Source organism: Micromonospora fiedleri (assembly GCF_016774385.1).
GTDB classification, from domain to species: domain Bacteria; phylum Actinomycetota; class Actinomycetes; order Mycobacteriales; family Micromonosporaceae; genus Micromonospora; species Micromonospora gifhornensis.
In genome coordinates this window covers 177,090-199,081 of record NZ_JAETXL010000002.1, presented here as the reverse complement: position 1 = coordinate 199,081, position 21,992 = coordinate 177,090, and the positions used below count along the sequence as shown (strand labels likewise).

Here is a 21,992-nt window from a genome sequence, read left to right as displayed (position 1 = left end):
CCAGCGCTTGAGTTGGCGCGGTGACGCTGTTAGCGTGCGCCGGGGTCGATGTGCGTGACGCGCTGCTGACCGACCGATCAATTAGCTCAGGGCCAGGGACGGTGTAATGGGTTCCCGCAGTTCGAATCTGCGTACCAAGGTCGTGGCCCTATTGGCCTCGCTGGTGGCACTCTGGGGCTTCACCGCCTGGGTCACCGTCCGAGAGGGAGTCAACCTCGTCGGTGTGCAGGCACTCGACGTACGGGTGTTCGACCCCACCGAGCCGCTGTTGCTCCAACTGCAGCTGGAACGGCGCAACTCGGTGGTCTACCTGGGACGGCCGGAGGAGTCACAGCGCGCAGAGCTGGAAAAACTGCGGCAGCGTACCGACGAGGTGGCCGGCGAGTTCGTCGAGTCCACGGACCACTGGCAGGTGAGCCTGCTCGGCAGCAAAGATCTGCACGAGCGAATCGACGCGCTGAACCGGGGACTGTCCGTGCTCTCGGAAACCCGCGCCGCAGTCGATCAGCGCAATATCAGCCGGAGCGAAGCCATGGCGGCCTTCACCGAGCTGATCGAAGTGATCTACGAGGTCTACGACGAACTCGGCAATCTCGATGACGAGGAGGTCGCCGAGAACACCGCTCAGCTGATCCGCCTCAACCGCGCTCGGGAACTGGTGTCCCAGGAGGACGCCATGCTGGCCGGAATCCTGGCCGCCGGTCGGATCACCCAGACCGAGCGGGCCGAGTTCACCCGCGTCGTGGGTGCCCGACAGTTCCTCGCGGAGCAGGCCGTCGTCCGGCTGCCGGAAACCGACCAGCGCCGTTACGAGCAGATGATCGCCGGTGCCAATTTCACCCGGCTGGCCAATCTGGAAAACCAGGTCATGCTCGCCAGCGGCACCTCACGCCCGCCGTTCGACAGCCAGAAGTGGAACGAGGCCTCCGCCGCCGCACTCGTCGAGATCGGCGACGTCGTGCTGGCCGGCGGTGACGAGATCGTCAAGCGGGCCACCCCGGTGGCCATCGGCGTCATCGTCCGGCTGGTCCTCGCCGCCGGCCTCGGCCTGCTCGCCGTCATCGCCTCGGTGGTCGTCTCGATCACCACCGCGCGGGCCCTGGTGCAGCAGCTGCAACGGCTGCGTGACGCCGCGATCCAGCTCGCCGACGAGCGGCTGCCGAGCGTGGTCGAGCGGCTCGGTCGCGGTGACCAGGTGGACGTGGCCAAGGAAGCGCCGCCGCTGCGGTTCGGTGACGACGAGATCGGCCAGGTGGGTAAGGCCTTCAACGTCGTGCAGGAGACCGCCATCCGTACGGCGGTGGAACAGGCCGAGCTGCGTCGGGCGGTCCGCGAGGTGTTCCTCAGCCTGGCCCGGCGTACCCAGGCCCTGGTGCACCGCCAGCTGACCCTGCTGGACGCGATGGAGCGGCGGGAGCACGACGCGGAGGAACTGGAGGACCTGTTCCGGGTCGACCACCTCGCCACCCGGATGCGGCGTAACGCCGAGAATCTGATCGTGCTCTCCGGCTCGACGCCGGGCCGCGCCTGGCGACGCAGCGTGCCGATGGTCGACGTGATCCGGGGCGCGGTCGGTGAGGTCGAGGACTACACCCGGGTCACCGTGCTGCCCATCGGCGGGGTGTCGCTCGCCGGCCGGGCGGTCGGTGACGTCATCCACCTGCTCGCCGAGCTGATCGAGAACGGGCTGTCGTTCTCCCCGCCGCACACCAGCGTCGAGGTACGCGGGCAGTTGGTCGCCAACGGTTTCGCCATCGAGATCGAGGACCGCGGTCTGGGCATGACCGAGGAGGACCTCGCCGCCGCCAACCACCGGATCGTGGACCAGTCCGAACTGAACCTCGCCGACGCCTCCCGGCTGGGCCTCTACGTGGTGAGCCGGTTGACCGACCGGCACGGCGTACGGGTCCGGCTCAAGGAGTCCGCGTACGGCGGCACGACCGCCGTGGTGCTGATCCCGAGCAACCTGATCATCGTTGACGGCAGCGAGCCGGAGGCCCTGGCCGGACCGGACGCCGACACGTCGACCCGGTCCGCCGAGCCGGTGCCGGGGACCGCGGTGCAGCGGTCGACCGCGCCGGTGGCGTTGGCCGCCCCGGCACAGCCGCCCGCGCCCCGCCCCGACCGCGACGCCGACGATGAGCACCGGGGCGCGGACCGACGTGCGGCCGACAGCCCGGTGGAGGTCCACCTCAGCGCGACCGACACCAGCGAAGGTGGGCTGCCGACCAGGTCCCGGCGTCGACCCGGACACTCCGCACTGGACGGGCCGACCATTCCGATCAGCCTGCCGGTCACCGGGGCGCCCGGGCCCGGGCTGCCGCAGCGTCCACTCGACACCCGTGACCAGCCGGCCGATGTGCCAGCCCCGGCGGGCGGTGCGGCGGCGGCGGCCGAGCCCGGTGAGGCCGTCCCGGTCGAGTCGGTCCGCACCGAGTCGGGCCTGCCGGTCCGCATCCGGCAGGCCAGCCTCACGCCGGCCCTGCGGGCCGAGCCTGAGGCCGCGGAGGAGGACGAGGACGTGATCCGCGAACCCGAACAGGTTCGACGAATGATGAGTTCGTACCAGACGGGCACCCGGCGTGGCCGCACCGACGCGGCCCGGCTGCTCGGTGGTGGCGGTCGGCCCGGCGACGCGGACGAGTCTGACGGCGCCGACCAACAGGAGTCCTGACCGGGGTGCAGGTCGTGCGGCGATCCGCCCGACCGACGGTCAGGACCAGATGAGCACGGCGATGAGCCGGGGGAGAAGAGGACGACGAAGTGGCGCAGAAGACGGCTTCGAGTGCCGACCTGACGTGGTTGCTGGACGATCTGGTCGGCCGGGTCAAGCAGGCCGAGCACGCGGTCGCACTGTCCGCCGACGGTCTGCTGATGGCCTCGTCGCAAGGGCTCAGCCGCGACGACGGCGAGCACCTGGCGGCGATGGCGGCCGGCATCCAGAGCCTGGCCCGAGGCGCGGGAAAGCGGTTCGGCGGCGGGCAGGTGCAGCAGACGATCATCGAGATGCAGTCCTCGTTCCTGTTCGTCACAGCCGCCGGTCGCAACGCCTGTCTCGCGGTCCTGGCCAGTGAGGACGCGGATGTCGGACTGATCGCGTACGAGATGGCCATGCTGGTCACCCGGGTCGGCAAGTTCGTCGCGTCGCCGACACGATCAGCCGAGCAGACCAACGGGGAGAAGTAACCCAGATGACGGTGCAGGGAGAGCCCGCCGACCACCAGTGGGTCGATGACCATGCCGGTCCGGTGGTCCGCCCGTACGCGGTCACCGGCGGCCGGGCTCGCCCGGTCACCGGCACGTTCGACCTGATCTCGCTGGTGATGGCGACCCGGACGGACGTCTCGCCGGAGATCGGGTTGGGCCCGGAGCACCTGGCGATCGTCGGTCTGTGCCAGCGGATGCAGTCCGTCGCCGAGATCGCGGCCCACCTCGACCTGCCGGTCGGCACCGTACGGGTACTGCTCGGCGACCTGGTGGCGCGCAGCTTGGTTCAGATCCGGGAGCCGCACAGCACCCTCGGCGTTCCCGACAACAGCATCTTCGAGGCGGTTATCAATGGACTACGGGCACTCTGAGCGGCCGTCGGGCGCGGTCGCGTTGCCCACGGCGATCAAGATCCTGGTCGCGGGTGGATTCGGGGTGGGTAAGACCACACTGGTCGGCGCGGTCAGCGAGACGCGTCCGCTGCGGACCGAGGAGGTGCTCACCGAATCGGGGGTGGGCATCGACGACCTGTCCGGCGTCGAGGCCAAGCGCACGACGACCGTGGCGATGGATTTCGGCCGCATCACCATCAGCGACGACCTGGTGCTGTACCTGTTCGGCACGCCCGGGCAGGACCGGTTCTGGTTCGTCTGGGACGAGCTGGCGCTGGGCGCGATCGGCGCGGTCGTGCTGGCCGACACCCGTCGGCTCGCCGACTGCTTCCCCTCCATCGACTACTTCGAAGGGCGGGGCACGCCGTTCCTGGTGGCGGTGAACTGTTTCGAGGGGGCGCGGCAGTACCGGCTCGACGAGGTGCAGGCCGCGTTGAACCTCGACCCCGAGGTCCCGGTGCTGCTCTGCGACGCTCGGCAGCGCGAGTCGGCCAAGGAGGTGCTCATCACGCTGGTGGAGCACGCGATGAAGCTGCGCGAGGCCCGTCGCAGCGCCGACTGAGGGGCATCTGAACGGACCGAGGGGCTCCTTCCCGCCTGCGCGGGAGGGAGCCCCTCGGACTGTCGGACGTCAGTTGGCGATCATCCGCCGCAGCACGTACTGCAGGATGCCGCCGTGGCGGTAGTAGTCCGCCTCACCCGGGGTGTCGATCCGCACCACGGCGTCGAACTCCACGCCGGTGTCGGTGGTGACCTTCACCGTACGGGGGGTCGAGCCGTCGTTGAGCGCGGTCACCCCGGTGACGGTGAACGTCTCGGTGCCGGTCAGCCCCAGCGAGTCGGCGTTCTCGCCGGCCGGGAACTGCAACGGCAGTACGCCCATGCCGATGAGGTTGGAGCGGTGGATCCGCTCGTACGACTCGGCGATGACCGCCTTCACGCCGAGCAGCATGGTGCCCTTGGCAGCCCAGTCCCGCGAGGAGCCGGAACCGTACTCCTTGCCGGCCAGGATGACCAGCGGCACCTCGGCGGCCTGGTAGGCCATCGAGGCGTCGTAGATGGAGGTCTGCTCGCCGGTCAGGTGGTTGACCGTGTAGCCGCCCTCGACCCCGGGCACCAGCTGGTTGCGCAGCCGGATGTTGGCGAAGGTGCCCCGGATCATCACCTCGTGGTTGCCCCGCCGCGAGCCGTACGAGTTGAACTCGTGCCGCGGCACGCCGTGCGCGGCGAGGTACTCGCCGGCCGGGGAGTCGGCCTTGATGGAGCCGGCCGGGGAGATGTGGTCGGTGGTCACCGAGTCACCCAGCTTGGCCAGCACCCGGGCGCCGGCGATGTCGGTCACCGGGGTCGGCTGCTGCGCCATGCCCTCGAAGTACGGGGGCTTGCGCACGTAGGTGGAGTCACCGTCCCAGGCGAAGGTGTCGCCGGTCGGGGTGGGCAGCGACTGCCAGCGTTCGTCACCGGCGAAGACGTCGGCGTACGCGGCGCTGAACCCGGTGGCGCCGATCGCCGAGGCGATGACGTCCTGGATCTCGGCGGTGCTCGGCCAGATGTCGCGCAGGTAGACCGGGTTGCCCTCGCTGTCCTCACCGATCGGCTCGTTGGCCAGGTCGATGTCCATCGTGCCGGCCAGCGCGTACGCCACCACCAGCGGCGGGGACGCCAGGTAGTTCATCTTGACGTCCGGGTTGATCCGGCCCTCGAAGTTCCGGTTGCCGGAGAGCACCGACACGACCGCCAGGTCGGCCTCGTTGACTGCGGCGGAGACCTCCTCCGGCAGCGGGCCGGAGTTGCCGATGCAGGTGGTGCAGCCGTAGCCGACCAGGTGGAAGCCGAGCTTCTCCAGGTACGGGGTGAGGCCGGCCCGCTCGTAGTAGTCCATGACGACCTTCGAGCCCGGCGCCAGGGTGGTCTTCACCCACGGCTTGCGGTTCAGGCCCTTGTCCACCGCGTTGCGGGCGAGCAGCGCCGCACCGATCATGACCTGCGGGTTGGAGGTGTTGGTGCAGGAGGTGATCGCGGCGATCACCACTGCGCCGTGGTCCAGCTCATAGGTGTTGCCGTCGTCGCCGGTGACCCGGATCGGGTTGCTGGCCCGCCCGCCCGCGCCGACTGCGGCGGTCACCAGGTCGCGCGGGGCGTCGGCCGGGTCGTTGACGCCGTTGGCGGGCGAGTCGCTGGCCGGGAAGGACTCGGCGCTGGCCTCGTCGGCCGGGCCGGCGGTGCCGAACGGCGCCTCCTGCTGCGGCACACCGGGCTCGCGGCTCGGGTCGCCACCGGTCTCGTCGGCGGCCACGTAGTCGGTGAGCGCGGCGCGGAACAGCGTCTTGGCGCTGCCCAGCGGCACCCGGTCCTGCGGGCGCTTCGGACCGGCGAGGGAGGGCTCGATGGTGCTCAGGTCGAGCTCCAGGCGCTCGGAGTACTCCGGCTCGGCCGCCGGGTCGTGCCAGAGGCCCTGCTCCTTGGCGTACGCCTCGACCAGCGCGACCTGAGACGCGTCGCGGCCGGTCAGCTCCAGGTAGCGGACGGTCTCGGCGTCGATCGGGAAGATCGCGACGGTGGAGCCGTACTCCGGAGACATGTTGCCGATGGTGGCCCGGTTGGCCAGCGGCACCGCGCTCACGCCCGGCCCGTAGAACTCGACGAACTTGCCGACCACCCCGTGCTTGCGCAGCATCTCGGTGATGGTGAGCACCAGGTCGGTGGCGGTGGTGCCGGCCGGCATCTCACCGGAGAGCTTGAAGCCCACCACCCGGGGGATCAGCATGCTGACCGGCTGGCCCAGCATCGCGGCCTCGGCCTCGATGCCGCCGACGCCCCAGCCCAGCACACCCAGGCCGTTGACCATCGTGGTGTGCGAGTCGGTGCCGACCACCGTGTCCGGGTACGCCTGACCGTTGCGCTCCATGATCGTACGCGCCAGGTACTCGATGTTGACCTGGTGCACGATGCCGGTGCCGGGCGGGACCACCTTGAACTCGTTGAACGCGGTCTGGCCCCAGCGCAGGAACTGGTAGCGCTCCTTGTTGCGGGCGTACTCCAGCTCGACATTGCGCTCGAAGGCGTCCTCGCGGCCGAACAGGTCGGCGATGACCGAGTGGTCGATGACCAGCTCGGCGGGGGCCAGCGGGTTCACCTTGGTGGGGTCGCCGCCGAGGTCGCGGACGGCCTCACGCATGGTGGCGAGGTCGACCACGCACGGTACGCCGGTGAAGTCCTGCATCAGCACCCGCGCCGGGGTGAACTGGATCTCGACGTTCGGGTCGGCGTTCGGATCCCACGCGCCCAGCTGGCGGATGTGCTCGGCGGTGATGTTCGCGCCGTCCTCGGTCCGCAGCAGGTTTTCCAGCAGGATCTTCAGGCTGTAGGGGAGCCGTTCGTGGCCCTCCACCTGGCTGATCTTGAAAATCTCGTAGCTCGCGTCTCCGACGCGTAGCTGGGTCTTCGCACCGAAGGTGTCGAGGCTCGCCACGTCGTACTCCTTCACACCAGCGACCGTGAGTAGTCCTGAGCAGTCTTTCGCACCGGCCGGGGCGCCGCCGTGGTTAGGGGACACTTACCGCCGATTCTCCCTGTCAACAAAACCGTACGTCCGTCTTGCTATGAGCGCAACCCGGTGTCATCGTGTGGACGGGAGGTGCTCATCATGATCCATCACGTCCAGCTCGCCTGCCCGCGCGGCTCCGAGGACCGGTCCCGGGCCTTCTACGTCGACCTGCTCGGCCTGACCGAACTGACCAAACCACCGGCCCTCGCCGCTCGCGGCGGTTGCTGGTTCACCGGGTACGGCGCCGAACTGCACCTCGGCGTCGAGGACGACTTCCGCCCCGCCCGCAAAGCCCACCCCGCCCTACTCCGACCCGACCTCGACACCCTGGCCACCCACCTCGCTGCCGTCGACTACCCGGTCACCTGGGGTAACGACGAACTCCCCGGCCTACGCCGCTTCCACACCACCGACCCCCACGGCAACCGCCTCGAATTCCTCACCCCCACCCGCCCCTCTCCCCGCTCGGGTTGATCAAGAAGTGCGGTGCTCGGTCGGCCGGTGCCGCGGGGTGGCCGCCGTACGGGTAGGTCCGCCTTCGCGTCTGGATCCGCCCCGTCGGGCGAAGCAAACTGCTTGATCAACGCGGGAGGGGTTGGTGTTGTGCCTACCCTGCGTCGTTCCGCCCTCGTGTCTGCGGCGATCTTGCAGTTTTGGTCGGGGCGAAGGGTTGTTTTCCGGGCGTTTTGGCGACCGTAAGTGCAAGATCGCGGGGGCTTGGTGGGTGCAGGGCTTGGTGGGTGCGGGGCGGGGCGGGGGCGGGCGGGGCTTGGCGGGGTGGGCTTTGCGGGCGGGGCGGGGTGGCGTGGGGCTTGGCGGGCTGGGGGCTTGGCGGGGTGGGGGTCGGGACGTGAAAAGGGCCGGCCCCCCATGTGGGGGCCGGCCCTTTCGGTGTTCGAGTGGTGTCAGCTGGTGGCGGTGTAGCCGCGGGTGGCGATCCAGTCGGCGAGGTTGTCGGTGGTGAGTTGGTAGGTGGCGGTGGCCGGGTTGGCGGAGTCGGCGATGGTGACGGTGTCGCCTCCGTCGTGGTAGCCGGTGACGCTGATGTAGTGGCCGCCTTCGAAGCTGTGGGTGGTGCCGGTGGTGTCGGTGGTGGTGCCGGCGATGTTGGCGACCACGGCGTGGCCGTTGTCGACGGTGCGCTTGATGTCCTCGCGCAGCTTGTCGGTCTGCTTGGTGTCGGCCTTGGCGTCGGGGATCTCGACCGAGCGGTAGACGTCCTTACCGGTTTCCTTGTTCAGGATGGGGGTGATGTCGTTGATGGAGTCGGTGCCGTTCTCGGTGGTGCCCATCTCCTTGGCCATGGTGTGGACGTCGATGTTCTTGCCCTGCACGCTCAGGGCGTTGCGGGCGGCGGCGGGGCCGCAGTAGTAGAAGTTGGGCTGGGCTTCGTAGCGCACGTCGAGCTGTCGTTCGCCGCCGGGCTTGCGGTCGGCCTGCACGGCGGTGGGGGTGCTGGGTGCGGCCTGGGCGGCGATGGCGGGGCCGGCGATGCCACCGGCGGTGGCGGCGGCAGCGGCGATGGTCAGAGCGGTCTTACGCAGCATGGTGGTACGCATGATGGTGTTCCGCCTTCCGTTCGGGGGTGCGCGCGGCGAGCGAGGGGGGTCGCGGTGGCCGCGCGAGAGGGGGAGATCGTGCGAAGTAGATGGGCCGTCTCAGGCAGCATCGTTTGGGCTGCTGCTGCTGTAGGCCTTGGTCGGGCGTCGTGAGGCCCGGTACGAACATCGCGGGAGGGCTGCTGGGCAGCTCATCGGCCGGAGGGGCCGTTCACGATGTCCGGGAGATGTGTAACGCCGGGTGGGGGGGGCGGTCATTCCGGCCCGGTCCCGGGGGCGTCGCCGAGGGGGTGTCGCGGTTACCCCTGTACAACGCCCAGGCTGGGGGCATGATTCCGCGACCACGGTGACCCAGCCCACTGGCCGCCGGGGCATCCGTCGGACATATCACCCAAGGTGTCACTCGGCATGGGCGACGACACCCGCCGTTCACCACGGCGGCCCCCAGCCCGCCTCGACGACCGGGTCCGCCCTCGCCGTTACGCCGAAACGGTGGGGTCCAGAGCGGTAGGAAACCACCATTCCGGCGTAATGGAGTCGATCACGCAGGTCAGGTCAGTCGATCCCGCCACGCCGGGCACGCTTGGCCGCCGGACCGCGCCTCGTCACGTCTGGCCGGCCGGTCGTGCCGGGTCAGGCCGGGGTTGGGTGTCGGGCGTCGGTCACCACGGCGGCCGCCAGCCCGTCTCTACGACCGGGTCCGCCCTTGCCGTTACGCCGTAACGGTGGGGTCGAGAGCGGTAGGAAACCGCCATTCCGGCGTAATGGAGTCGATCACGCCGGTCAGGTCAGTCGATCCCGCCACGCCGGGCACGCTTGGCCGCCGGACCGCGCCTCGTCACGTCTGGCCACCTGGTCGCGCCGGGTCAGGCCGTGTCGGGGCTGCGGGGGAAGTCGCGGTGGGGCGTTTTCGGACACCGGGAGCGGGAAAGCCGGGCGGGCAGGTAGCCGACACGAGCGGGGGAGGGCCCGTGGTGCAGCAGGGCCGATCCGTGGCAATCCGTCAGCATCCGGCGCCGGTGGCCGGGGCGCCGTTGTGGTGCGACGCGCGGGAGTACGGACTACAGGGCGACGGGACGACGAACGACCAGCCCGCGCTGGCGGCGCTGGTGGACCGCCTCGGCGAGGGGTACGCGGCCGACGGGCGGGCCCGGGTCATCTACTGCCCGCCCGGAATCTACTCGATCCGGGACGCGGGCACCGTGTGGCGCAGTGGGGTGTCCCTGATCGGCGCGGGCTCGGGCGCGACCCGGTTCCTGCTTAGCAACGAGGGCAACCGTGCCGAACCGACGCCGCTGGCGTACTGGACGACCGTCCAGCACGGCGCGGACCGCGACCGGCACATCGCCGACTGCACCTTCGCCGACTTCGAGATCGACGGCTCCGGCGTGGCCCTGACCCAGTACAACTACCTTGCGAAGGGGCTGGGGCTTCAGTACGTGGTGCGAGGTGTGTTCCGCAATCTGTACATCCATCACACCGGTGCCACCGGGCTGGGTTGTGACTTCCTCCAGGACTGCCTGATCGACGGGGTGGTCGTGGTGGGCTGCGGCCGGCTGGACAACGGCGAGCAGATGGGCGGCGCGGGGATCGGCGTCGGCATCGGTGGTTGGGGCGACGTGGAACGCTGCACCATCACCAACTGCACCACCCTCGGCAACGGCACCAACGGCATCTTCCTGGAGTTGCAGAAGCCGTACTGGACGCCACCGCGTGGGTATCGCATCATCGGCTGCCACAGCCAGGCCAACCGGTTCGGCATCTCCGACTGGGGGGCGGACGGGCTGATCGTGTCGGCCTGCACCATGACCGGCAACCTGGAGGCCGGCTTCGACGTGTCCGCCAACGGCACCGCCGGCATCGCCGGACGGGGCGGCATCCTCACCAGTTGCGTCATCGACCGCAACGTCGGCGACGGGATCAGTGTGGGCAACACCCCCGGGCCGTACACCATCGAGGGCAACCGGATCAGCGGCAACGGGCGTCATGGCTATCACCAGCACGACCTCGGCAATGGTTTCGAAGGACCGGCCATGGACATCGTCATCGACGGCAACCAGTTCTGGGACAACGGCCTGGACGGAATTCGGATCGACCGGCCGACGATCGACACGGTGGTGGTGGACAACCGGATCCGTAACAACGGACGGCAGTGCGCACCGGCCGCTGACGGCGCGGGCGAGTCGGTGCACTACGCACGCCGTGCCATGACGGACCGCTCCGCGCACTGGCCGGTCGACGGGCACCGGGGCAAGGTGCTGCGGGTCGGCAGCCGTTACGCCGTGGTGGTCGCCAACACCGACACCGACCTGGCCCTGGCCGACCTGCGTCCCGATGCCGAGAACGCGTGGAACGAGGACGTGCCGCCGCCCGGCGCCGCCTACGAATTGCCCAGCCCGGTACCGATCCGCGCCGGCATCACCATCAACAGCGAACTGCGCTCGGCGACGGTGCGCGGCAACCGGATCTGGGACAACCGGGAGAACCCGACGCAGGGCTACGGCATGTGGATCACAGCGCAGGGCAGTTGCGTGTCCTGCCGGGTCGAGGACAACGACCTGGCTGGCAACGCCGACGGAGCGCTGCGGCTGGAGAACCCTCCGGAGGGCGGTCGCTGGGAACGCAACCACGCCGAGGTGGACTGAGCCTCCGGTCGGGCTGTCGTCAGTCCTGCTCGGCGGCCGGGGAGAAGGAGTTGGCCTCCGCGTGCCGGTTGCGCAGGCGATCCCGGATCTCCTCCGGGGAGTACGCGCGTCGCCGTCGCTCGGCTCGCGCGATCACCACACCGGACGCCGCCACACCGGCCAGACCGGCGAGACCGAGAACCTTCCACCACCGCACTCGTCGCCGCATCCGCCTAGGGTAGACCCTCATGAGTATCAGCCTGGACGAGGCGGTCGAACTGACCCGTACCGGCGACGTGTGGGTGTTCCGGGGCCGCAGCGTGCCCGACCGGGCCATCCAGTGGACCACCAACAGCCCGGTCAACCATGTCGGCATGGCGGTCGTGCTGGACGACATGCCCCCGCTGATGTGGCACGCGGAGCTCGGCCGGTCGCTGCCGGACATGTGGACCGGCACCCACCAGCGCGGCGTGCAACTGCACGACCTGCGCGACGCGGTCTGCGTCTGGGCCAACCGGTACGGGCAGCGGGCCTGGCTGCGCCAACTGGAGCCACCTGCCGATCCGGAGATGGAACGGGCGGTGTTGCAGACCATCGCCCGGCTGGACGGCACCCCCTTTCCGTCCACCGCCCAGTTGGCGTGGCGGTGGCTGCGGGGGCGGGTGCCGACGCCGCAGCTGCCCATGCGGGCCGACCGGCAACGTCCCGCGCCCTCCGGCGAGTCGACCCTGGAGACCGCGTACTGCGCGGAGGTCGTCGCGGTCACCTACGAGGCGATGGGGTTGCTGCCCGCCGGTCGGCGTCCGAACTGGTACGACCCGGGTCGCTTCTGGAGCGGCGACGACCTCGGTCTGCACGGCGGCGCCCGGCTCGGCAGCGAGATCGAGGTACGGATGCCGGCCCGCTGAGGTTTGCTCGGTCGGCTGACCGGCAACTTCTGGCGGTGTGACTGCCTCCACCGATCTCGATGCCCTGACCGACTTCTTCGACCGGTACGGTGTGGCCCTGACCTCTGGCGACCTGCCGGCGATCGCCGGCTGCTACACCCTGCCGGGGCTGGTGGTCGCCGACACCTACAGCTTCTCGTTCACCTCGACTGCGGCGGTGGCACTGTCCTTCGTGGGGGCCGCGCCGGACTACACCGAGCGGGAACTGGTCGCCGCGCACGCCGACATCGAACAGATCCAGCCCATCTCGGCCCTGCTCACCCTGGTGGCGGTCCGCTGGGAGTTCCTGGACAGCCAGGGGCGGCAGGTGCCGGGCGAACGGTACCGCTACCTACTGCGGACGACCGACGACGGGCCGGTGATCTGCACCGTCATGCGAACCGGCTGAGACCGCCGTCCAGGACACGACCCCGCCGGTACGCCGAGGCGTCCCGATGGTTTTGTCCCCGGTTTCCCCGTCGCTAGGCTGACGCATCGGTGACCGTGAGGGGGCCTGGATGGCAGTGCGACCGGTGGGCGACGAGAACGGCGAACCGAGCGGCCGGCGGATCGTGCCCAACGTGATCGCCTCGGCCCCGTGGGTGGCGACCCTGGTCGGTGTCGCGGTGCTGGCCGTGCTGCTGGTGGTGGCGACGCTGTCGTTCCGCGAGCCGGAGCAGCCGGCGGCCTGGTCTCCCGGCCCGCCGATGGCCCTGCCGGCGCAGCAGTCCACACCCACCACCACGCCGACACGTAGCTCCGGTCCGACCGTCACGCCGACGACCGCACCGACCGCACCGACCGCCTCGGCACCCACCCGCAGTGCCTCGTCGGGCCCGTCCGTGCCGCCGTCGTCGCCCGCGTCGGCGCGGGCGGCCGACGACCCGCCCGCGTCAGCCACACCGACCGCGAAACCGTCGACGTTCATCGACCCGGGCGGGGTGGAAGCCACGTACCAGGTGATGGCCAGCGACCCGGGCTCCTTCCAGGCGGAACTGGTGATCAGCAACGACACCGCCGGGGCGGTGGGCTGGGTGGTGGATCTGCGCTTCACCAGCGAGGTCACCGGCGTCCGCGCTTCCAGCGGCCCGGGCGTGTCGGTGGGCATCAAGGGCGCGGGCTGGTACGTGCTCAGTGGTACCGGTCAGCTTGCCGCCGAGGCACAGCAGACGGTGCGGCTACGGGTCAGCCGTACCGGGGGTGGCGAATACCCGGCACAATGCACGGTCAACGGCTCGGCTTGCGCACTGTCCTGAGCGTCCTGTCGGGTCGCTGAAACTCGGTCTTACTTTTCGAGATCACCAATGATCGTTACCCTTGCCGGGCTGCCCGCTGAGGAGAGACATGTCCGGTATGCGTCGCGCTCCGCGTTCGATGCCGCCCCGTGGTGCCACCGCCGTGGCGTCCTCACCCTGGATCCTGGTGTCGATCGGGCTGGGCGCGATGGTGGTCCTGCTCGTCATCGCGGTGGGGGCGTACCGGGGGCCCGGTCCGGACTTCGACCCCGCCCCACCGCTGGGCGCCGTGCCGGTGCCGGAGCGCGCGGCTTCGACCGGACGGAGTCCGTCGGCGCTGCCGTCGCAGGTGGTGCCCGGGCTCACCCCGCGCCGCACCAACCCACCCCGACCGGCCGGTACGACGGTGGACTCACCCAGGCCGTCGGCCTCGGCCGTACGGTCGTCGCAGCCGCCCCGTCCGGCGATGCCGACCAGTAGCGCGCCGACCGGTAGCGCGCCCACCCGCGCACCCGCCGCACCGGCCCCGTTCGAGGCGCGCTACCGGGTGACCGACTCCTTTTCCGGCGGCTTCATCGCCGAGGTGTGGATCCGCAACACCTCTCGGCGCGACCGCGAGTGGGTGGCCCGGATCGAGTACCCGGGCGGACGGGTGGTCACGGCCTGGTTGGAGGGGGTGCCACAGGGGACGTTCCGGGGTGCGGGCGGCACCCTGACCTATCGCAGTGGCCCGGATCTGCCGGCGGGATCGGCCGTCGCCCTGCGCTTCCACATCGAGTTCGCCTCGCCCCGCCCGGCGAGCTGCACGGTCTCCGGGCGGGCCTGCACCGGCCTCTGAGGACGCACCGGCACCGCAACGAGCTTTCAAGCTTGCGCAAACTGTCGGCAATGTTGCCGGCTGATTTGCAAGGTATTGCAGAATGTTTCGGCAAGGGCTAGCGTGCGGGCCATTCAGCGACCAGAGGAAGGCCGTCGATGAAACCCCCGCCGAAACCGCGCAGAGCCCTGCTCGCCCCCGTCTTCCTGCTCATCCTCACCCTGCTCGGCGCGCCGGTGGTGGTGCACCAGCGCCCCGCCGAGGCCGCGAACAGCACCGGCTCGTCGAGCCCCACCGGGGCCGCGACCTGGCAGTCCGAGCCCAGCGCCAAAGCCCTGCTCGACGCCGGCAGCAGCCGGTCGCGGGCCGAGCAGTTCTACTTCGTACTGCCCGACCGGTTCGCCAACGGCGACCCGCGCAACGACCGGGGCGGCCTGACCGGCGACCGGCTGCGCACCGGGTACGACCCCACCGACAAGGGGTTCTACCAGGGCGGCGACCTCAAAGGGCTGATCGACCGGCTGGACTACGTCCAAGGGCTCGGCACCACCGCGATCTGGCTCGCGCCGGTGTTCAAGAACCGGCCCGTGCAGGGCAAGGGCGACGACGTCTCGGCCGGCTACCACGGCTACTGGATCACCGACTTCACCCAGGTCGACCCGCACTTCGGCACCGCCGCCGACCTGAAGAAGCTGGTCGCCTCGGCGCACAAGCGCGGCATCAAGGTCTACCTCGACGTGATCGTCAACCACACCGCCGACGTGATCACCTACGCCGAGGACAGGTACAGCTACCTCGACAAGACGACCGCGCCGTACCGCGACGCGCAGGGGCGGCCCTTCGAGGACCGCAACCACGCCGACGGCAGCCGTACCTTCCCGCAGGTGAACAACCGGTCGTTCCCGTACACCCCGACCTTCGCGAGCCCGGCCGACGCGAAGGTCAAGGTGCCGGGCTGGCTGAACGACCCGACCATGTACCACAACCGTGGTGACTCGACGTTCGTCGGGGAGAACAGCGAGTACGGCGACTTCTTCGGCCTGGACGACCTGTGGACCGAGCGTCCCGAGGTGGTCCGGGGCATGACGAAGATTTACGCCGACTGGGTACGCGACACCGGTGTGGACGGGTTCCGCCTGGACACCGTCAAGCACGTCAACCTGGACTTCTGGCCGCAGTTCAGCCGGGGCATCGAGCAGGCCGCCGCCCGCGCCGGCAAGAAGGACTTCTTCATGTTCGGCGAGGTCTACAGCGCCGACCAGGAGATCACCTCCAGCTACGTACGCGAGGGCGCGTTGCCCGCCACCCTGGACTTCGCCTTCCAGGAGGCGGCCCGCGGCTACACCGCGAACGACGGCTCCGCCAAGGCCCTGGCCGACGTGTACGCCCGCGACGACCTGTACGCCGCCCGGGACACCCACGCCGGTCGGCTGCCCACCTTCCTGGGCAACCACGACATGGGCCGGATCGGCTCCTTCATCGCCACCGGCCCCACCGACCCGGCCACCCACCTGCGCCGCGACCAGCTCGCCCACGAGCTGATGTTCCTCACCCGGGGACAGCCGGTGGTCTACTCCGGTGACGAGCAGGGCTTCACCGGCGCGGGCGGCGACAAGGACGCCCGGCAGCCGATGTTCGCCTCGCGGACCGCCGACTACCTCGACGACGACCTGCTCGGCACCGACCGCACCCACGCCGAGGACCAGTTCGACCGCAGTCACCCGCTGTACCGCACCATCGCCGGGCTGGGCCAGCTGCGCCAGGCACACCCGGCGCTGCGCGACGGGGTGCAGGTGACCCGGCACGCGGCCGACGGGCCGGGCGTCTTCGCCTTCTCCCGCTTCGACCCCGACAACCGCACCGAGTACGTGGTGGCGGTCAACAACGCGGCGACCGCGCAGACTGTCACCGTGCAGACCTGGTCGGCCGGCGCCACCTTCGCCGGCATCTACGGCACCGCCGGCCGGTCCACCGCCGCCGGCGACGGCACGCTGACCGTGACCGTGCCGCCGCTGTCCGCGGTGGTGCACCGGGCCGGCAAACCCGTCGCGCTGCCCACCGCGAAGCCGGGCCTCACCATCACCGCCCTCGACGCGCCGGCCACCCGGGCCGAGATCACCGCCCAGGTCACCGGGGATCCGCTGGCCACGGTCACGATGGCCGCCCGGGTCGCCGGTGGCCGGTGGACGTTGCTCGGCACCGCCCACCGGGCGCCGTACACCGTGCACCACGACCTGACCGGCCTGGCCGCCGGCACGAAGGTCGAATACCTGGCGGCGGTCCGCGACGGCCGGGGCCGCACCGCCACCACCCGCGCGACCACCACCGTCGGCACCCCGGAGCAGACCGGCTCGTCGCGTGACTGGCTGGTGGTGCACTACCAGCGGCCGGACGGCGACTACACCGACTGGGGCCTCTACACCTGGGGTGACATCGACCCCGAGTACGCCACCGACTGGCCGAAGGGGCAGCCGTTCGCCGGCACCGACGCGTACGGGCGGTTCGCCTGGGTGAAGCTCAAGCCGGGCGCGAAATCGGTCGGCTTCCTGGTGGTCGACGCCGACGGCACCAAGGACGTCGAGAACGACCGGACCGTGGACGTGACACAGACCGGCGAGGTCTGGGTCAAGCAGGGCGACCCGGCGACGTACCCGAGCCGGGAGGAGGCGGCCGGTGCGCCGGCGCCGCCGGTCGAGGACGGCACCGCGGTGATCCACTACCGGCGACCCGACGGCAACTACGACGGGTGGGGCCTGCACCTCTGGGACGGTGCCGCCAACCCCACCGACTGGGCGCGGCCGATGCCGCCGACCCGGATCGACTCGTACGGCGCGGAGTTCCGGGTGCCGCTGTCCGAGGGCGCGACCGGGCTGAGCTACATCATCCATCGCGGTGACGAGAAGGATCTGCCGCAGGACCAGCGGCTCGACTTCGCCGACGCCGGACGCGAGGTGTGGTTGCTGGCCGCGACGCCGGGCCGGCTGCTGCCGAACACGGCCACCGGCACCGGTACGGACACCGACATCGGCAAGCAGAAGGCGCACTGGATCGACAGGTCCACCGTGGCCTGGCGCACCGGTCCCACCGACGGCAAGGCGTACGCCCTGGTGACCGCGCCGGCCGGTGGGGTGCGGGTGGTCGACGGCGAGCTGGTCGGGGCGTACACCTCGCTGCCGTTGACCGCGCAGCGCAACGGGCTCACCGAGGCCCAGCGCGCGGTCTTCCCGCACCTGTGGGACCACCGGACCTTCAGCCTGAGCCCGCGGGATCTGGCAAAGGTGCCGGCGGCCCTGCGCGGGCAGTTGCTGGTCACCGAACGGGCCGCCGACGGCACCCTGCTCGGCGCCACCGGCGTGCAGATCCCGGGCGTGCTCGACGACATGTACGCCCCGGCGACGGCAGCCCGACTGGGCGCCACCTTCACCGGTGGCGTGCCGACACTGGCGGTCTGGGCCCCGACGGCCCGCAGTGTGTCGCTGGAGTTGTTCGACTCGCCCACCGCGACTCCGCGCCTGGTCGAGATGCGCCGTGACGACCGCACCGGAGTCTGGTCGGTGCGCGGGGCCCGGGACTGGACCGGTCGGTACTACCGGTACCGGGTGCAGGCCTGGCAGCCGGCGACGCAGCAGGTGGTCACCGCCTCGGTGACCGACCCGTACTCGGTGGCGCTGGCGGCGGACTCCACGCACAGCCAGATCGTCGACCTGGCCGACCCGAAGCTGGCCCCGGTCGGCTGGGCGAAGCTGCGCAAGCCGGCCGCGCCGCCGGCCGCCAAGGTGCAGATCTCCGAGCTGTCGGTACGCGACTTCTCCATCGCCGACACCACCGTGCCGGCCGACCGCCGGGGCACCTACCGGGCCTTCACCGATCCGAGCACCGCCGGGATGAAGCACCTGCGGGCGATCAGCGACGCGGGCGTCAACCACCTGCACCTGCTGCCCGCGTTCGACTTCGCCACCATCCCCGAGCGGCGCGCCGACCAGCGGCAGCCCGACTGCGACCTGCCCGCCCTGCCGCCGGACTCGGAACGCCAGCAGGAGTGCATTGCCGCGGTGCGCGACACCGACGGCTACAACTGGGGGTACGACCCGCTGCACTACACCGTCCCGGAGGGCGGGTACGCCGTCGACCCGGACGGTGCCCGACGCACCACCGAGTTCCGGCAGATGGTCGCCGGGATCAACGATGCCGGTCTGCGGGTGGTGCTGGACGTCGTCTACAACCACACCTCGGCCGCCGGCACCGACCCCCGCTCCGTGCTCGACCAGATCGTGCCCGGCTACTACCACCGGCTGCTCGACGACGGGACGGTGGCCACCTCCACCTGCTGCGCCAACACCGCACCCGAACACGCGATGATGGGCAAGCTGGTGGTCGACTCGATGGTCACCTGGGCCACCGCGTACAAGGTCGACGGGTTCCGGTTCGACCTGATGGGTCACCACCCGAAGGCGAACATCCTGGCCGTACGCAAGGCGCTGGATAAGCTGACGGTGGCCCGCGACGGGGTGGACGGGAAGAAGATCCTGCTCTACGGCGAGGGCTGGAACTTCGGCGAGGTCGCCGACGACGCCCGGTTCGTGCAGGCCACCCAGGCCAACATGGCCGGTACCGGTGTCGGCACCTTCAACGACCGGCTGCGGGACGCGGTGCGCGGTGGTGGCCCGTTCGACGACAACCCGCGCCAGCAGGGCTTCGCGTCCGGGCTGTTCAGCGACCCCAACGGCGACCCGATCAACGGCACCACCGCCGAGCAGCGGGCCCGGCTGCTGCACCAGCACGACCTGATCAAGGTGGGGTTGGTCGGCAACCTGCGCGGCTACCGGTTCACCGACTCGGCGGGCCGGACGGTCACCGGCGACCAGGTCGACTACAACGGCTCACCCGCCGGCTACACCGACGCCCCCGGCGAGGCGATCACCTACGTCGACGCGCACGACAACGAGATCCTGTACGACGCGTTGGCGTACAAGCTGCCGCAGGCCACCTCGGCCACCGACCGGGCCCGGATGCAGGTGCTCGCGTTGAGCACGGTGGTGCTGGGCCAGGGTGCCGGCTTCGTCACCACCGGCACCGAGCGGCTGCGGTCGAAGTCGCTGGACCGCAACTCGTACAACTCGGGGGACTGGTTCAACCAGATCCGTTGGGACTGCGCCCAGGGCAACGGCTTCGGTGCCGGTCTGCCGCCCGCCGAGGACAACCGGGACAAGTGGCCGTACGCGAAGCCGCTGCTGGCCGACCCGAAGCTGGTGCCGGACTGCGGTGCGATCGAGCTGACCGACGCCCGCTACGCCGAGCTGCTGCGGATCCGTAACTCCTCCCCGGTGTTCGGGCTGTCCACGGCGCAGGAGGTGCAGCGGCGGGTCAGCTTCCCGCTGTCCGGCACGGGCGAGACGCCGGGGGTGCTCACCATGACCCTCGACGCGCGGGGCCTCGGTGGGCAGTGGAAGTCGGTGACCGTGGTCTTCAACAGCACGCCTGAGACGGCGACCCAACGGGTCACCGGGCTGCGGGGCGCGGACGTGGCGCTGCACCCGGTGCTGCGTTCCTCGGCCGATCCGGTGCTGCGGACCGCCGCCTTCGCCGCGTCGACCGGCACGTTCACCGTGCCGGCGCGCAGTGTGGCCGTCTTCGTTCAGCGGTAGGCCGTACCACGCGAACGGGGGCTGGACCGCACGGTCAGCCCCCGTTCGTGCCCGCAGCGATCAGCCATCGACGGCCGTCCCGGGACGGTTCCGGTAAGCGGCGGCAGTGGCACCGACACCACGCCGTACGTCTCCCAGACCGGCGCGGACCGGCTCCCTTCCGTGGTCGGAAGGGAGCCGGTCCCGGTCGGAGCCGGTGTCGGTACCGGTCAACCGTGTGGATCAGCCGAAGCAGCCGTCCGGAATCACCGGGCTGCCGAGGCAGTTGGTGGGGCGGTTGTCGGTGATGACGGACTTGTCGTCCAACACCACACCGTCGTTGGTGGTGAAGACGCCGCCCGGCTTGTTGGTGGCGAAGTTGTGGGCCACCTTGGTCTTGGTCAGGTAGACCCAGCCGCCCTTGTTGAAGATGCCACCGCCGGTGGCGAACGGACCGACGGCACGGTTGCCGTTGACCTCGGTGTCCCGCAGCGTGGTCTTGCTGTCGTCGTTGAACAGGCCGGCGCCGAAGAACCCGGCGACGTTGTCCTTGATGACGCTGTCGTCGACCGTGGCGGTGCTCCAGTCGACCACGGCCAGGCCGCCGCCGACACCTGCGGTGCTGTTCTTCGCGACCGTGCTGTGCGCCAGGGTGAGCTGGCTCTTCTTGGCCGCGAGGATGCCGCCACCGGCGATCAGCGCGGTGTTGTCGGAAACCTTCGAGTGCTTGACGGAGGTCTGACCGCCGATGTCGAGGATGCCGCCGCCGAAGCCGGTGGTCTCGTTCCCCTCGATCTCGGACTTCTCGACGTACAGCGTGCCGTTGTCGATGCCGGCGTGGTGCAGCTTGCCCTTGTACGGCTTGAACTTGACCAGACCGTTGGAGATGCCCGCACCGCCGATGATCGCCTGGTTGTTCTTCACCACCGACTTCTCGATCTTGAGGACGCCGACGTTGAGGATTCCACCGCCGAAGAGGAAGGCGGTGTTGTCGACGACGCGGCTCTCGTGGAGCAGGGTCTGGCCGTAGTTGGCCACGGCGCCACCGCTGGCACCGGACTGGTTGTCGATGAACTCGGTGTCGTGGACATCGGCCCGACCGCCCGGCTGCACCAGCAGGCCCGCGCCGTCAAAGCGGCCCGGCTCCCAGTCGCCCTCGGCCTCGACCTGGCCCTCGGACTGCCACTCCTGCTCTCCGTCGACCTGGGCGGTGGCTGGCACCGCCGCCGCGTCGGTCTCGGCCGGCGGCGCGGCCGGTGCCTTCGGCGCGGCCTGCAACGCGGTGATCAGCGGCTTGCCGCCCTGTACCGCGTCCGTCGCCTCGCCCGAGCCCGAGAACTGCGACCACGTCTCCCGCGGCTCCGGCGCCGACACCTTCTTGGCCGGGGCGGTCTGGCCGCCCTTGATGGTCAGGCCCTTGAGGGTGAGTTCCCCGCCGGGGCCGACATTGAGGATGCGGAACGGCTTGCTCGTGGCATCCCGCTCGATCTTGGTTTTGTCGCCCTTGAGGGTGATCGGCTGGGTGATCTTCGGTAGGCCGTTGCCCCACTTGTCGTGCCGGGTGAGCTTGTAGGTGCAGTGCTCGGCCAGCCTCAGGGTGGCACCGTTCCTGTTGTTGGCGAGGGTGATCGCCTCGATCAGCTTGTCGGTGTCGCAGGGCACCTCCCTCGCCCGCTCGTCGTGCCGATCGCGGTCCCGCTTCTTGCCGTCGTGTTTCGCCTCCTTGCCGTGTTCCGCTTCGCCCTGGGCGTCGTCGCGGCTGACCTGCTGGGTGGTCGACCACTTCACCCCGTCACTGCCGCCGACCGCCCCGGCGCCGGCGACGCCGACCGCGGCGATGCTGACCACGCCGGTCAACCCGGCAACGCCGCTGGCCACCCAGAGCTTGCGGCGACGCTTCGGCGTCGGCCGATCATCGTTGTTCGCTAGGTAGTTGGACATCGGAGCTTTTGCCCTCTCCTCGTACCAGACAGGGTCGCTCCGCCTCAGGCGGGCGTCCCCTGCTACAAATCGGTTGTAGCTCCCAGAACCCACGGTATGAGAATCTTCCTCACCTCGCGG

15 protein-coding genes are annotated in these 21,992 nt (G+C 70.3%); 11 read left to right on the top strand and 4 right to left on the bottom strand.

The features are described from left to right. Positions 1–106 precede the first annotated feature (106 nt). The 4 genes from JMF97_RS04915 (at position 107) to JMF97_RS04900 (ending at position 4,161) form a co-directional block, all read left to right on the top strand. Positions 107–2,674 (top strand): sensor histidine kinase, encoded by a 2,568-nt coding sequence (locus tag JMF97_RS04915; RefSeq protein WP_203220447.1) that lies wholly within the window; start codon positions 107–109, stop codon positions 2,672–2,674. A gap of 89 nt (positions 2,675–2,763) precedes the next feature. Next, entirely contained in the window at positions 2,764–3,186 is a 423-nt protein-coding gene (locus tag JMF97_RS04910) for a roadblock/LC7 domain-containing protein (RefSeq protein WP_013734909.1), read from the top strand. Between the two features lie 5 nt (positions 3,187–3,191). Next, positions 3,192–3,578 (top strand): DUF742 domain-containing protein, encoded by a 387-nt coding sequence (locus JMF97_RS04905; RefSeq protein ID WP_203220446.1) that lies wholly within the window; start codon positions 3,192–3,194, stop codon positions 3,576–3,578. Continuing rightward, positions 3,559–4,161: a GTP-binding protein gene (locus JMF97_RS04900; RefSeq protein ID WP_203220445.1), complete on the top strand. Its 603-nt coding sequence runs from the start codon at positions 3,559–3,561 to the stop codon at positions 4,159–4,161. Before JMF97_RS04905 ends, JMF97_RS04900 begins: the two co-directional genes overlap by 20 nt. Before the next feature lie 69 nt (positions 4,162–4,230). Here JMF97_RS04900 and JMF97_RS04895 read toward each other — a convergent pair whose 3' ends face one another. Beyond that, the gene (locus JMF97_RS04895) at positions 4,231–7,086 is read right to left on the bottom strand and encodes an aconitate hydratase (RefSeq protein WP_203220444.1); all 2,856 of its coding nucleotides are present in this window, start codon (positions 7,084–7,086) and stop codon (positions 4,231–4,233) included. A gap of 159 nt (positions 7,087–7,245) precedes the next feature. Here JMF97_RS04895 and JMF97_RS04890 point away from each other — a divergent pair, with 159 nt between their 5' ends. Continuing rightward, complete coding sequence (locus JMF97_RS04890) at positions 7,246–7,620, top strand: VOC family protein (protein ID WP_203220443.1); 375 nt, start codon at positions 7,246–7,248, stop codon at positions 7,618–7,620. 431 nt (positions 7,621–8,051) lie between these two features. Here the strand turns inward: JMF97_RS04890 and JMF97_RS04885 are convergent, their stop codons facing one another. Beyond that, a complete protein-coding gene (locus tag JMF97_RS04885; RefSeq protein ID WP_203220442.1) occupies positions 8,052–8,705 on the bottom strand; it encodes a C39 family peptidase in 654 nt (217 codons plus the stop codon). 971 nt (positions 8,706–9,676) lie between these two features. Between JMF97_RS04885 and JMF97_RS04880 the strand changes: the two genes are divergently transcribed. Next, complete coding sequence (locus tag JMF97_RS04880) at positions 9,677–11,350, top strand: right-handed parallel beta-helix repeat-containing protein (protein ID WP_203220441.1); 1,674 nt, start codon at positions 9,677–9,679, stop codon at positions 11,348–11,350. Between the two features lie 19 nt (positions 11,351–11,369). Here JMF97_RS04880 and JMF97_RS04875 read toward each other — a convergent pair whose 3' ends face one another. Continuing rightward, entirely contained in the window at positions 11,370–11,558 is a 189-nt protein-coding gene (locus JMF97_RS04875) for a hypothetical protein (protein WP_203220935.1), read from the bottom strand. A 19-nt stretch (positions 11,559–11,577) separates the two neighbouring features. Between JMF97_RS04875 and JMF97_RS04870 the strand changes: the two genes are divergently transcribed. The 5 genes from JMF97_RS04870 (at position 11,578) to pulA (ending at position 19,952) form a co-directional block, all read left to right on the top strand. Beyond that, the gene (locus JMF97_RS04870) at positions 11,578–12,237 is read left to right on the top strand and encodes a hypothetical protein (protein ID WP_203220440.1); all 660 of its coding nucleotides are present in this window, start codon (positions 11,578–11,580) and stop codon (positions 12,235–12,237) included. Positions 12,238–12,274: 37 nt separating this feature from the next. Next, complete coding sequence (locus JMF97_RS04865) at positions 12,275–12,664, top strand: DUF6841 family protein (protein WP_102657599.1); 390 nt, start codon at positions 12,275–12,277, stop codon at positions 12,662–12,664. A gap of 109 nt (positions 12,665–12,773) precedes the next feature. After that, the gene (locus JMF97_RS04860; RefSeq protein WP_203220439.1) at positions 12,774–13,511 is read left to right on the top strand and encodes a hypothetical protein; all 738 of its coding nucleotides are present in this window, start codon (positions 12,774–12,776) and stop codon (positions 13,509–13,511) included. An 88-nt stretch (positions 13,512–13,599) separates the two neighbouring features. Next, positions 13,600–14,328, top strand: a complete 729-nt coding sequence (locus JMF97_RS04855; RefSeq protein WP_238358775.1) for a cellulose binding domain-containing protein — start codon at positions 13,600–13,602, stop codon at positions 14,326–14,328. Between the two features lie 137 nt (positions 14,329–14,465). Further along, entirely contained in the window at positions 14,466–19,952 is a 5,487-nt protein-coding gene (gene pulA, locus JMF97_RS04850; RefSeq protein WP_203220438.1) for a pullulanase-type alpha-1,6-glucosidase, read from the top strand. A 222-nt stretch (positions 19,953–20,174) separates the two neighbouring features. Here the strand turns inward: pulA and JMF97_RS04845 are convergent, their stop codons facing one another. Then, positions 20,175–21,872, bottom strand: coding sequence for a right-handed parallel beta-helix repeat-containing protein (locus JMF97_RS04845; RefSeq protein WP_203220437.1), 1,698 nt, complete (start codon positions 21,870–21,872; stop codon positions 20,175–20,177). Positions 21,873–21,992: the final 120 nt, after the last annotated feature.